Raw genomic sequence first — 13438 nt, forward strand, 5'->3', positions numbered from 1 at the left:
CCGGCCAACTTCGTCAATTCCCAAAACACCCCCATGCCAGACAGTCCGCTTCAGCTTTCCGCAATCGACATTACAACCGGATCGAATCCGAAATATACCATTTTATGGATGCATGGACTGGGCGCTGATGGCAACGATTTTGTACCTGTTGTACAAGCGCTCGATTTACCCGCAATCCCGATCCGCTTTCTATTTCCGCATGCTCCTCAACAGCCTGTCACCATCAATAGCGGATACACCATGCGGGCCTGGTACGACATCCAGCATACTGATTTCATCGAGCAGGAAGATGAAACCGGAATACGCAGATCCCAGCACGCAATCGTGGAACTGATCGAACATGAAGAACGCCGGGGTATCGGGCCTGACCACCTCATCCTAGCTGGATTTTCACAAGGCGCCGCCATAGCCCTGTACACGGGATTGCGCCACCCGGACAGGCTGGCTGGTATCATCGCCTTGTCAGGCTATCTCCCGCTCGCTCATAAGATTGAACGGGAAGCACATATCACCAACAGGATAACTCCTATATTCATGGCCCATGGCCGCGCCGACTCCATCGTCCCGATTGAATTGGCGCATACCTCACTGCAACAGTTGCGTGAATACCACTACCCGGTGACCTGGCATGAATATCCGATGGAACATACTGTATGCGATCAGGAGCTGATCGATATTTCCCGCTGGCTGAAAACCATTCTGAAGTAAGGACAGATGCAAACGATGACGCATGACAACAACCACTATTCACACCGTACCGGCTGGTTACGGGCAGCAGTACTGGGTGCCAATGATGGAATCGTTTCCACTGCCAGTCTGATTATCGGAGTAGCTTCTGCTCACGCTGCTGCGGATGACATCCTCCTTGCAGGTGTAGCCGGTGTCGTTGCCGGTGCCATGTCGATGGCTGCAGGAGAATATGTTTCCGTAAGCTCTCAATCAGATACAGAAAAAGCAGATGTTGCCCTCGAGCAGTACCATCTTGAGAAGTATATCGATTTCGAGCTGCAGGAGCTCACGGACATCTATATAAAAAGAGGACTTCAACCCGAACTGGCCGCCCAAGTTGCCCGGGAGCTCATGGCTCACGATGCACTCGATGCCCATCTCAGGGACGAACTCGGTCTGCACGAACGAGTCAATGCAAAACCCGTCCAGGCTGCCTTCACTTCTGCAGGTATGTTCATCCTCGGTGCATCGATGCCCCTCGCAGCAACCATTATCGCACCCGCAACCCATATCATTCCGGCCGTAGCGGCTTCCTCCCTGCTTTCACTTACTGCTCTGGGAGCATTGGCAGCCCATCTTGGAAAAGCAAACATATTGACAGGAGCTGCGCGCGTCGTTTTCTGGGGAGCGCTCGCCATGGCATTCACCGCACTTACCGGCACCCTGTTCGGGATCATTATCTGAACATAATCCCACAGCAAGTAACACTGACAGTTTTTATCAAGATAAGGAGCAACATTTGGATCTGATTTTATGGCGCCATGCCGAAGCGGAAGACAGCATTCCCGATGCCACCCGCAAGCTGACCGAGAAAGGTTTGAAACAGGCGCAAAAAATGGCCCGCTGGCTTGAACCCAAATTACCAAAGGATACGCGCATCATCGTCAGCCCCGCTACGCGTACACAGCAAACCGCCTTGGCACTGACCAGCCATTTTGAGACCAGCGACCAGATAGGAACGAGCACTACTCCCTACAGAATACTCAATACAATTGCCTGGCCGGAAGAAGAAGGCACGGTACTGGTAGTGGGGCACCAACCAACTCTTGGCAAAATTGCCTCTCTCCTGCTGAAAGGAGATGAAACCGGCTTCTCTGTGCGAAAAGGTTCGATCTGGTGGTTCAGCTACAAACAAAAAGATGAACGGGAAAGTGTCATCCTGCGCGCAGTGATGACACCCGAGATATTGTAGAGATTGGATCATTTTTTCCAAATAACATGGAAAAACGACCTACTGACACCGATCTGGTGATATTCATCCACTCAGTATCCTTGTTTTTCCAGAACCAGATCAAACCCCAAATACTGCTCCCATGAAAATACTGCCTTCCCTGTTTTCTCCTGCCGGTAAAAACGCAAAGTTATCCATCGTCATTTACCATCGCGTTCTGCCGGAACCGGATCTGCTGACGGGAGAAGGCGGAATCGCACAGTTCGAAAAGGGATTGAACTATCTGACCAACAACTTCACTATCCTGCCTTTATCTGAAGCAGTCAATAAGCTACGCAACGGTACCCTGCCCGGCCGTGCCGCCTGCATCACGTTTGATGACGGCTATACGGATAATGCTGAAATTGCACTTCCTATTCTGCAGAAACAGGGCGTAACTGCAACATTCTTCATCGCTTCCGGTTTTCTCGATGGGGGAAGAATGTGGAACGATACCGTCATCGAATCGGTACGCCGGGCTAAAGGAGACAAATTGGATTTGAATGCAATCGGTTTGGGAAACCACGGCATCGCCACACTTGAACAAAGGCGGGAAACCCTGAATCTGCTGATCGACAAACTGAAATACCTGCCCCATGAGGCACGAGCCTCCCAAGTGGACAAACTCAGTACCGTTATCGCCGCCGACCTGCCGGACAATCTCATGATGACCTCGGCGCAAGTCCGGCAACTGCACGATGCAGGCATGGAAATAGGCGGTCACACCCTCACCCATCCGATTCTCGCGAGTATCGATGATGATGCCGCACGCACCGAAATAGCAGAAGGCAAGGCAAAACTCGAAGCCATCACAGGTACCCCCTTGCGCCTGTTCGCCTACCCGAACGGCAAACCGGGAAAAGATTACTTGTCTACACATGTCAGAATGATCAAGGATGCCGGATTTGAGGCGGCTGTTTCAACTGCATGGGGAACTGCCCGACAGGATAGTGATATGTTCCAGCTACCGCGCTTCACCCCCTGGGATAAAAGCGAATGGCGCTATGTACTGCGCATGGTGCAAAACATGAGGCAGGGAATCCGGACTGTGTAATAGGTAATTCTATTTCCAAATCAAAAATGACGAGAAGGCGAGCCGCAGACAGTATGAACAATACGGCAAAGGGAAGCCGACAAAGTAAGTTTTGATTTAGAATTGGAATAATATTTATTCAATCCTCATCTACCCGGGTAACCGGGCACTGTACCAAAAATCTATATCTTCAGTCAGAATGATATTGACTACATCACAGACGCTACAACCATACCTACTCAAGCCCTGAATATGGGTCACTCGCCCAATAAAAACAGGCAGTTAGCCTCAACATAGAAACACGGGAATAGTAGATCCACCTGCTCAACCTGCTTATCCAAAGTAACGAGCGAAATTCAGCATACGCATGGAAGGATTGGAATGATCCAGACAGGTCGAGCGGTCAGCAAGTACGCCAAATCGTAAGGTAAAGCAGGTACTGATTCGGCGCCGCCGGAATCGTTTGAGGTGTATCTATTCCCACCCGCTTCACTCCTCCCAGAAGCCAGTCACGATATCGGTAAAGTCAGCCCTCTGTTTCGTCGAGAAGCTGCGATATATATGCACCAGAAAATACTATTGCCAGTTACTGCTTCAACGTTGATCTCGAACTGGGATCCACGCTGGATGCGATAACATCCCTTGGAAGTATCAGCACAAATCCGAGATCCACACAGCTTATTCATTTATGAAAAATACTTATCAGTAAAAATTGGTTCTTTTATCACTGGCATCCCCTTAGATTCACCAACTTGTCATAACAAGTCGCAGAAACAGGTGAAACAACATGAGGAAAGAGCGTATATTTTATGCCAATTGCATCGCTGCCATTCTCAGTGGAATCGCACTTGGAGCAGCCGCAGAAAACAATTTTCAATCCGTATTCCGGGAAGGAAGCATCAACGTAGAACTCCGTGCCTACCACAATTATAGGAATTTCAGAACGATACCAGATACCTCCGCCTTCGCCACAGGCATGAATCTACAGGTCAGAACCGGTTTCTTCCGAAATTTCTCCGCTGCGGGTGCTCTCTATATCTCAGATGATCTAGGAACTCGAAGCAGCAACTCGGCCAGAAATAATCCCAATTTTTCTGAGAACATCCGCATCCTCGGACAGGCCTATTTGCAATACGAGAATACATCCAATCTGCTGCGTGCCGGCAGGCAACTGATCAATACGCCGTTCGCCAATCCAAGCGACGCATTCATGGTCCCCATTGCTTACGAGGGAGTAGCCTATACCAGAAAAAATCGAAACGGACTGACCTTGAATGCACTCTATCTGGATCGGATCAAAGGACGCCCCGATGACCGGTTTTCAGATATCGTGGAATTCTCGGCGAATCGCTTCCAGAACACCGGTGCACCCGGACGTGGGGTATGGGCCGCCGGTGCTGATTACGAGATAAACACTACTGCACTGCGGGGATGGTGGTATCTGATCCCTGAGCAATTCCACCTGATGTATTTCCAAGTCGATCGCAGCTTTAGTATTCAGCGTAATAACACTTACCACATCGCCGCACAACTGATCCATGAACGAAACCACGGAGATTCAATACTCGGAAAAATCAATACTAATATTGGCGGACTACGTACCTCACTCAACAAAGGTTTCGCTACACTCTATGCGGCTTGGAATTATGTAAGGAACGACCACAATGCGTTCAACCACGGCGGACTCCTGTCACCTTTCACCTTCTCCACCGGCCCCATCTTTACCAACTCAATGGTACAAACTATGGAAAACAGCACACCCGGCAACGCCTACAAGATAGGGCTGGAAGTAAACCTCAGTAACTGGACATCTGCTGCGTTGAGTTACGCCAGCTATCAGCGTAAAGGTGCTAACGATACTCGCGAAACCGACATCGACATCATCTATCGTTTCTCTGGTTCGCTGGAAAGGCTCAGTCTGAGGTTGAGGGTCGGTCTCATCGGGGCTGACCGGCGCGATGCCAAGATGACGGAAATTCGCACTCAAATCCAGTACCACTTGTAGCACAGGACCCAAGCGCATGGACACTCCTTATTCTTCCAGCTGAAATACTTATCAATAAAAATTGGTTCTTTCTCTTCCGGCATCAACCTACAATTTTGACACTTGTTATAACAAGTAAGAAAAAAATCTATCAGATGGCACAGACAAAGAAAATGCAGTTGGCTCCACATTCCGGGATACCGCTCTATACACAGCTTTGGAAGCTGCTGCGCGAGCGCATTCTCGACGGAACCTATCCTCCCTTGAGTCGCCTGCCTTCCGAAAATGGATTGATGCGATACTTGAGTATCAGCCGTATCACCGTACGCCAGGCCCTCAACGACCTTCAAAAAGAAGGATTGATCTACAAACGGCATGGTAAAGGCACCTTCGTTACTCAGCCCAAGGCCTTTCAGAACGTAACCACGCTACAGGGACTGGCAGAATCGCTGTCGCAACATGGTTTCGAAGTGACTAACCAACTTCACAGCTTCAAATACATCACTGCATCGAAAACAGTAGCAGAAAAACTGCACCTGACAGATCGCTGCAAAATCACCGAAATCAAGCGGGTACGGCTAATCAACCGCGAACCGATATCATTGGAAATCACCTGGTTGCCGCAGGAAATCGGTATCAAGCTGAAAAAAGCTGATCTGATGACGCGCGATATCTTCCTGATCCTCGAGAACGACTGCGGTATCCCGCTCGGCCACGCCGATCTCACCATTAACGCGGTACTGGCGGAGGGTGATCTGGTCCACATGCTGCCCATCAAGGAAAAATCGCCGGTCATGCGTATCGAACGCCTGACCTACGACACCAACGGCACACCGATCGATTTCGAACATCTTTACTACCGTGGCGATGCCTTCCAGTACCAGCTTCGTATCGACCGTGAACGGCGGAGTTCCACATGAACAGTATAATTCACGAACATAACTATGACATCGTCGTGGTCGGCGGCGGTACTGCCGGCCCGATGGCAGCGATCAAGGCGAAAGAGCGTAACCCGGCGTTGAACATACTGCTGATCGACAAAGCCAACGTCAAGCGCAGCGGTGCCATCAGTATGGGCATGGATGGCCTTAACAACGCTATCATTCCCGGCCACGCAACGCCAGAACAGTACACCAAGGAAATCACTATCGCCAATGATGGTATCGTCAACCAGGCGACAGTCTATGCTTATGCGAAGCATAGCTTTGCCACGATCGAGCAGCTCGACCGCTGGGGCGTCAAGTTTGAGAAAGACGAAACTGGTGACTACGCTGTGAAAAAAGTACACCACATGGGCAGCTACGTGTTGCCCATGCCGCAAGGGCACGACATCAAGAAAGTGCTCTACCGCCAGCTAAAACGGTCGCGCATCGCGATCAGCAACCGCATTGTCACCACGCGACTGCTGATCGCCGCAAACGGCAGCATCAATGGTGTGATCGGCTTCGATTGCCGCAACGGTGATATTCATCTGATCCGTGCCAAAGCGGTGATTCTCTGCTGCGGTGCCGCTGGTCGTCTCGGCCTGCCGGCGTCGGGTTACCTGATGGGCACCTATGAGAACCCCACTAATGCCGGTGACGGCTATGCGATGGCGTATCACGCCGGCGCCGAGCTGGCCAATCTCGAATGCTTCCAAATCAATCCGCTGATCAAAGATTACAATGGTCCGGCTTGCGCCTACGTCACCGGACCACTCGGTGGCTATACTGCCAACAACCGTGGCCAACGCTTCATTGAATGCGACTACTGGAGCGGGCAGATGATGTGGGAGTTCTATCAAGAACTGCAAGGTGGTAACGGCCCGGTGTTCCTGAAACTCGACCATCTGGCCGAGGAAACGATCCAGACTATCGAACACATCCTGCACAGCAACGAACGCCCGAGCCGCGGTCGCTTTCACGCCCACCGAGATACTGACTACCGCCATGACATGGTCGAGATGCACATCTCCGAGATCGGATTCTGCAGCGGTCATAGCGCATCAGGCGTATGGGTCAACGAGCGCGCCGAAACAACGGTACCCGGCCTCTATGCCGCCGGTGACATGGCCGCGGTACCGCACAATTATATGCTGGGGGCCTTCACCTATGGCTGGTTCGCGGGTGAAAATGCCGCCGATTTCGTTGCTGACCGCGACTTCAGTACCCTCGACATCGAACAGGCCGAACGGGAATACACTCGCATCCGGGCACCTTTACAACGCGACAACGGCCTGGCGCCGGCACAAGTTGAGTACAAGCTACGCCGTTTCGTCAACGACTATCTGCAGCCACCGAAGGTAACGCGAAAGATGGAGATCGGCCTGCAGCGTTTCGCGGAAATCAGCGACGATCTCGATCAACTGAAGGCGCACAATCCGCACGAATTAATGCGGGCACTTGAAGTTCACGCGATCCGTGATTGTGCCGAAATGGCTGCACGTGCGTCGCTATTCCGGCGCGAGAGTCGCTGGGGTCTCTACCACTACCGCGTTGATCACCCGCAGCGCAACGATGCCGAATGGTTTTGCCACACACACCTGAAAAAAGACAGCCGCGGCGCCATGACCAACTTCAAGCGTGACGTGGAGCCCTATCTGATCCCTCTCGACAACGATGAGCGCGGCGCTTACAGCAGGCTGCGCATCGCCTCGCATGCAATTAGCTAAGGAGTAAATCATGAGTTATCGTCCCCACGATATTTTCGCGCGCTCGAACGCACCCGTAACTATTGATGAGGAAAAATGCATCGCCCATAAAGGCTGCAATGTCTGTGTCGAGGTCTGCCCTCTCGATCTGCTCGCCATTAATCCGGTAACGCAAAAAGCTTTCATGCAATTCGATGAATGCTGGTACTGCATGCCATGCGAAACCGACTGCCCGACCGGTGCCGTGAAGGTGGATATTCCCTATCTGCTGCGCTGAAACGGAAACAGTGCTACAGCGAAAAATGACAGGAACAAAAATGCTCAGGAGAAAACCATGAAACAGTCCCATTACTGGTCCACGCCCTTTTGCTCCGTATTTACCGGCCTGATGCTGACACTTGGCGTGACGATGGCACACGCCGAAACCATTCGCATTGCCATCGGTACCCAGGATACAACAATCAACTGCGCCGCTAGCGGGCTCGTCATCCGTGAGGAAAAGCTGCTGGAAAAATACCTGCCGCACGATGGCAAATATAAAAACGTGAACTATCAGGTCGAATGGAAAAATTTCACCAGCGGCGCACCACTGACCAATGAAATGGTAGCTGGCAAGCTGGATATTGGTGTGATGGCGGATTTTCCCGGTTCGTTCAACGGTATCGCCCACCTCGACGCCGGCAAGCGCAGCCTGTTCATCAGTGTACTGTCGGGCAGCACATTTGGTAGTGGCAATGGTATCGTGGTCCCAGCTGCTTCATCGGTACAATCATTATCGGAGCTCAAGGGCAAGACTATCTCGGTACCGTTTGCATCGACCGCCCACGGTATGTTGCTGCGAGCAATCCGGACACAAGGCTGGGATCCAGAGAAAGATGTACGCATTATCGCCCAGTCACCGGAAATTGCCGGTTCCATGCTGCGCAGCAACCGTATTGATGCCCACGCTGATTTTGTACCCTTTGCTGAACTGTTCCCGAATCGTGGCTTCGCACGCAAGATTTTAGACGGATCAGAAACCAACGCACCTACTCTTCACGGCGTACTGGTCAATTCAGTCTATGCGGAAAAATACCCGGAAATCATCGTCGCCTACCTGCGCACCGTGCTGGAAGCCAACAGCCTGATCTCCGCTGAACCGGAAAAATACAGTGAACTGATCGAACAGGTATCAGGCATCGAAGCCGAGGTAAATTATCTGTTCCACGGCCCGCTCGGATTGCAAACCCGAGATCTGAGTTGGAAACCAGAGTATCGGCAGGCCGTGGCCACATCGATCGAGACACTGAAACTGCTCAAGCGCACTGATCACAGCCTGGACACCGACCGTTTCATCGATGATCGTTTCATCCGTACCGCCTTTAAAGAGGCCGGACTGGACTATGAGAAGCAGCTTCGAGACTATGCGCCGCTTCCCTTGCAGGCGAAAGATGCGGAGACTGGCAAACCGATCACTGATTTCAAGCGGCTGGCACAGATCTGGGTACGCGGTGAGAAAAAGGTGCGCCACTACGCCTCACCCGAGGCAGCACTGAACTCGCTCAGCGAACTGGAACGCAATGGTGCGAATATCCGTGCAATCTACGCTCATGCTGCCGATACCGGCATCAAGCTGCTGGCCCACCATGCCTGGTTTGTACGCAGCGCAGATGGCAAACTGAATGCCTTCCTCCTGAAAGGCCATGCCGACAGGTTTGCAGATGCCAACGGCGGTAAAGTATACGATTTCGCGGACGTGAACCGGCAACTGGTGGAACACTAAAACCATGCGTGCAAATTACCCCCTCACCTGCCGCTGGGCCCTGCGCTTCGCCTCGGTGGCCGCCTGCCTGCTGTTCTGGCAGATCGCATCAACGCATCACCTCACATTCGACCTGATTACCTTCGAACACGTGCCCACACCCATGTCAGTGCTGGAAGCAGCATGGGCACTACTGCAGTCGAATAAACTGCTGCAACATCTGAGCAGCAGCCTCAGCCGTGTTTTCAGCGGCTATCTGATGGCAGCGCTGGTGGGTATGGCGCTGGGCCTGGCCATCGGTCGCTGGCACCGTGCCGAAGATCTGTTGTTACCACCGCTGGAATTGTTACGGCCGATACCTGCAGTAGCCTGGATTCCTCTGGCGATTCTGATGTTTCCATCATCGGAATTATCGATGATTTTTATCACTTTTACCGGTGCCCTGTTTCCCATTCTGCTCAACACCATCCACGGGGTGGAAGCAATCGACAAACGCCTGATCGCTTCGGCACACAGCCTCGGTGCAAAACCGGCAGCGATTCTGCGCGAAGTGATCCTGCCGGGTGCGGCACCCAGTATCGTCACCGGTCTTGCTATCGGCATGGGGACCTCCTGGTTTTGCCTGGTTACCGCTGAGATGATCTCGGGCCAGTTCGGCATCGGCTACTACACTTGGGAATCCTACGTGATCCAGAACTATCCCGACGTCGTCGTCGGCATGCTGCTGATCGGCCTGCTCGGCATGGGCAGCAGCGCCCTGGTAAAGCACCTCGGTGCTCTCGCCACCCCCTGGTACCGCACACAAGGAAAAACCGCATGACTACCCGTGAACTATCCGGCCGCATCGATATTGAACACCTGTCGCTGTATCTGGGCGAAGAGAAGAATCGCCTTGAAGCGTTGCATGACCTCAGTTTCACCGTCACACCCGGCGAATTCATCTGCATCCTCGGCCCTTCCGGTTGTGGCAAATCGACGTTACTGGGCATGCTCGCCGGTCACCTGCGCCACAGCAGCGGCACCCTGCTGGTCGACGACCGCACTATCGACGGCCCTTCACCGGAGCGGGGCTTGGTATTCCAGCATCCTACATTGCTGCCCTGGCGCAACGTGCTTGATAATGTCGCTTTCGGGCTCAAGATGCGCGGCACCAACAAAGCCGATCGTCACCGACAGGCACGAGAGATCCTTGATCTGGTAGGACTCGGCGATGTCACCCAATGCTGGCCCAGCCAACTCTCCGGAGGCATGCAGCAGCGCGTCGAGATTGCTCGCGTGCTGATCAACCAGCCGCGCCTGCTCCTGATGGATGAACCCTTCGGTGCCCTCGACGCGCAGACACGCCTCAATATGCAGGAACTGCTGCTCCATCTGTGGAACCATATCTGCACTACCGTCGTATTCGTCACCCACGATATCGATGAAGCACTATTTCTCGCCGACCGCGTACTGGTGATGAGCCCGCGGCCCGGTCGTATCCTGGAAGAGCTGAATCTCGACTTCCCGCGCCCGCGGAGCACGCAGTTAATGACGAACACACGGTTCGCCCGTCTCAAGCGTCACTGTTTCGACCTGTTGCGTCATGAAGAAAACAGGCAGCCACACCCGGCCTTTCTGAATCTTCCCGGCAAGCGCCACTCAGAGACTTTTACAACACCACGAATCACTCTATGACGAACGCCTTTGATACAGAAATCAATATTCTGCTGTCGCACCTACACGATGCTGATCCCGGTGTACGCCGCATCGCCCTGATCAAACTGGTCGATCTTGAGGAAGAAAAAGCTCTGCCGCTATTAATTGACGCGCTTGGGCACGATGCCGATGCCGCTGTGCGCATGGAAGCAGCCGCCCTGCTCGAAGGATGGGACGACACAACAGTGGTAACTGCACTGTGCAGCGCGCTGACCGACCCGATAACGGATGTGCGGGAACGTGCGGCGCACAGCCTCGGTGAACTGAAAAACGCCCGGGCCGGCACCATCCTGCTCGACTGGGTAATTCACGAGGATGCGTTCGTGCGTACTGCCGTTTGGCATGCTTTACGCGAATTGCGTCTGCCGGAGGTGGTCCCGCAAGCCCTAAATGCTCTGGACGACAGCGATGCCGGGGTACGCCGTGAAGCAGTCGCTGTGCTCGGTTGGCTCAAACACCAGCCGGCATTGCCGGAGCTTGCGCGACGGCTGCGCGATGATGACGATGCCGGAGTGCGCCGCGCCGCTGCCGGTGCATTGGGCCTGGGCGATGACGATGGCACGCTGGCAGCACTGCAAATGGCATTGCACGATCCAGACTGGCGGGTACGTGAAGAAGCCGCTAATACTCTGGGCAAACTGCGCCGGCGACAGGCGGGTCCCGCGCTGCTGGCAGCACTCGATGATAATTACTGGCAAGTGCGTCTGCAGGCAGCCCGAGCCTTGGGCCGCCTGCGCTACGCTGCCGCAGTAACAACGCTGACCACCTTACTCAATCACGCCATTGGCAACCTGCGCAAGGAAGTGGCGCTTGCGCTCGGTGAAATGGCGGGCGTTCCTTCCGCAGTCTCACCGGCCCGAACAGCCCTCACAGTCGCGCTGGATGACCCCGACCCGGAAGTACGGAAAGCCGTACGTATCGCGCTCGCACAACTCGCGCTTTCCCCGGATACGAGAAAATGACTATAAGTGCCACTCCCGCCAAAAGCATAACGCCCCTGGTCATTCATAACATTGCTGCAGCAGCATTACTTGAAATCCGCTGGAGCGATGGCACGATTAGCCGCCTGCATCATCGCGATCTGCGCCAGGCCTGCCCCTGTGCCTGGTGCCGTGCAGCGCGCCTGCGGGGTGATATCCGCGAGATCGATCCTGATGTACGTGTTACCGCTATCAATGCCATGGGTTACGGCTTTCAGCTGGTATTCAACGATGGACACGACCGGGGCATCTATCCGTGGGCCTATCTGAATACCCTATAGGCAATCAGGCAAACCCCGGATAATCGTAGAAACCGCAGTTCAGGTTTAACTGAGTAAAAGAAATTCGGGAAAAAATCCGGCAACCAGAGGGTTGCCGGTGTCTTTCCAGACGAGGGAGGGGAATGTTTTACGTATGGCGGTAGTACCGCCAGATGATAAAATTGTGTGCGATGTTGGTTGATCTTACTTGTTGGGTTGCGGCGTGATTCTCAGGTATGGCTTGATCGCATTGAAGCCTTTTGGAAATTTGGATTTCAGAACTTCTGGATCCACAATCGAAGGCACGATGACAACATCATCACCATCTTTCCAATCAGCAGGTGTTGCTACGCTGTAGTATTCCGTCAACTGTAAAGAATCAATGGCCCGCAGAATCTCATTAAAATTGCGACCAGTACTGGCGGGATAAGTAAACGTCAAACGGATTTTCTTGGCAGGATCGATCACAAATACCGAGCGTACCGTCGCAGTGGTGCTGGCATTCGGATGTATCAAGTCATACAGTGTGGATACCTTTTTGTCTGCATCCGCCAAAATGGGGAAATTGACCTCGGTGCTTTGGGTTTCATTGATATCTTTGATCCAACCCAGATGCGACGCAACAGGATCTATAGACAGCGCGATGACCTTGACATTGCGTTTTTTGAACTCATCAGCCAATTTTGCGGTAGCGCCAAGTTCAGTAGTGCACACCGGAGTATAGTCAGCGGGATGCGAAAAGAGAACGCCCCAGCTATCTCCCAGCCATTTATGGAAATGAATAAGGCCTGTACTGGACTCTTGAATGAAATCTGGAGCAGTGTCGCCCAGCCGTAAGGTTGTCATAAGATCTCCTTAAATAAATATTGCAAAAGTGCTGTGGTGATTGATGTTTGTCAGATATCGAGTTTCAAAATCCGTGATGCGTTCTGATATGCGAGTAAACAGCTTGCCCTTGCATGTTCTAAGACTACTACTTATTGCAGAGCGGCCAGCGCAGACTTGGGTAATGTTTCCAGTGGCACTGCCCGTGGGAATGGCCTGATGGTGAGCATCATTCATCATGATATTGTTCCGTAGTCATTTCAAACAACGCCGCAACTATAGATGCCCATGCAAATAATGTGAAACAATATTAATGAATATCTTTATTAATATTTTCATATATTGATTGAGC

14 protein-coding genes are annotated in these 13438 nt (G+C 52.7%); 13 read left to right on the forward strand and 1 reads right to left on the reverse strand.

Translation table 11 applies throughout. The annotated features are described in order from the left end of the window. The first annotated feature begins 33 nt into the window (after positions 1-33). The 13 genes from ABUL11_RS06460 to ABUL11_RS06520 all read left to right on the forward strand — a co-directional run bounded on the left by ABUL11_RS06460 (position 34) and on the right by ABUL11_RS06520 (position 12282). Entirely contained in the window at positions 34-708 is a 675-nt protein-coding gene (locus tag ABUL11_RS06460; RefSeq protein WP_350283043.1) for an alpha/beta hydrolase, read from the forward strand. Between the two features lie 15 nt (positions 709-723). Beyond that, positions 724-1413 (forward strand): VIT1/CCC1 transporter family protein, encoded by a 690-nt coding sequence (locus ABUL11_RS06465; RefSeq protein ID WP_350283044.1) that lies wholly within the window; start codon positions 724-726, stop codon positions 1411-1413. Positions 1414-1468: 55 nt separating this feature from the next. After that, positions 1469-1921 carry a SixA phosphatase family protein gene (locus tag ABUL11_RS06470; protein WP_350283045.1) on the forward strand — a complete coding sequence of 151 codons (453 nt, stop codon included), beginning with the start codon at positions 1469-1471 and terminating at the stop codon, positions 1919-1921. Positions 1922-2042: 121 nt separating this feature from the next. Next, the gene (locus ABUL11_RS06475; RefSeq protein WP_350283046.1) at positions 2043-2993 is read left to right on the forward strand and encodes a polysaccharide deacetylase family protein; all 951 of its coding nucleotides are present in this window, start codon (positions 2043-2045) and stop codon (positions 2991-2993) included. 766 nt (positions 2994-3759) lie between these two features. After that, positions 3760-4977: an OprD family outer membrane porin gene (locus tag ABUL11_RS06480; protein ID WP_350283047.1), complete on the forward strand. Its 1218-nt coding sequence runs from the start codon at positions 3760-3762 to the stop codon at positions 4975-4977. 134 nt (positions 4978-5111) lie between these two features. Continuing rightward, on the forward strand, positions 5112-5876 hold the full coding sequence (locus ABUL11_RS06485) for a GntR family transcriptional regulator (protein WP_350283048.1): 765 nt from the start codon (positions 5112-5114) through the stop codon (positions 5874-5876). After that, entirely contained in the window at positions 5873-7606 is a 1734-nt protein-coding gene (locus ABUL11_RS06490; RefSeq protein WP_350283049.1) for a fumarate reductase/succinate dehydrogenase flavoprotein subunit, read from the forward strand. Before ABUL11_RS06485 ends, ABUL11_RS06490 begins: the two co-directional genes overlap by 4 nt. Before the next feature lie 10 nt (positions 7607-7616). Further along, entirely contained in the window at positions 7617-7862 is a 246-nt protein-coding gene (locus ABUL11_RS06495) for a 4Fe-4S dicluster domain-containing protein (RefSeq protein ID WP_350283050.1), read from the forward strand. 57 nt (positions 7863-7919) lie between these two features. Beyond that, on the forward strand, positions 7920-9347 hold the full coding sequence (locus ABUL11_RS06500; protein ID WP_350283051.1) for an ABC transporter substrate-binding protein: 1428 nt from the start codon (positions 7920-7922) through the stop codon (positions 9345-9347). A gap of 4 nt (positions 9348-9351) precedes the next feature. Further along, positions 9352-10146: an ABC transporter permease gene (locus ABUL11_RS06505; RefSeq protein ID WP_350283052.1), complete on the forward strand. Its 795-nt coding sequence runs from the start codon at positions 9352-9354 to the stop codon at positions 10144-10146. After that, a complete protein-coding gene (locus ABUL11_RS06510; protein WP_350283053.1) occupies positions 10143-11000 on the forward strand; it encodes an ABC transporter ATP-binding protein in 858 nt (285 codons plus the stop codon). Before ABUL11_RS06505 ends, ABUL11_RS06510 begins: the two co-directional genes overlap by 4 nt. Then, a complete protein-coding gene (locus ABUL11_RS06515; RefSeq protein ID WP_350283054.1) occupies positions 10997-11983 on the forward strand; it encodes a HEAT repeat domain-containing protein in 987 nt (328 codons plus the stop codon). Before ABUL11_RS06510 ends, ABUL11_RS06515 begins: the two co-directional genes overlap by 4 nt. Continuing rightward, positions 11980-12282: a DUF971 domain-containing protein gene (locus ABUL11_RS06520; protein WP_350283055.1), complete on the forward strand. Its 303-nt coding sequence runs from the start codon at positions 11980-11982 to the stop codon at positions 12280-12282. Before ABUL11_RS06515 ends, ABUL11_RS06520 begins: the two co-directional genes overlap by 4 nt. A gap of 183 nt (positions 12283-12465) precedes the next feature. Here ABUL11_RS06520 and ABUL11_RS06525 read toward each other — a convergent pair whose 3' ends face one another. Continuing rightward, a complete protein-coding gene (locus ABUL11_RS06525; RefSeq protein ID WP_350283056.1) occupies positions 12466-13107 on the reverse strand; it encodes a peroxiredoxin in 642 nt (213 codons plus the stop codon). Positions 13108-13438 lie beyond the last annotated feature (331 nt).

Source organism: Nitrosomonas sp. (assembly GCF_040256045.1).
In the GTDB taxonomy this organism is placed as follows: domain Bacteria; phylum Pseudomonadota; class Gammaproteobacteria; order Burkholderiales; family Nitrosomonadaceae; genus Nitrosomonas.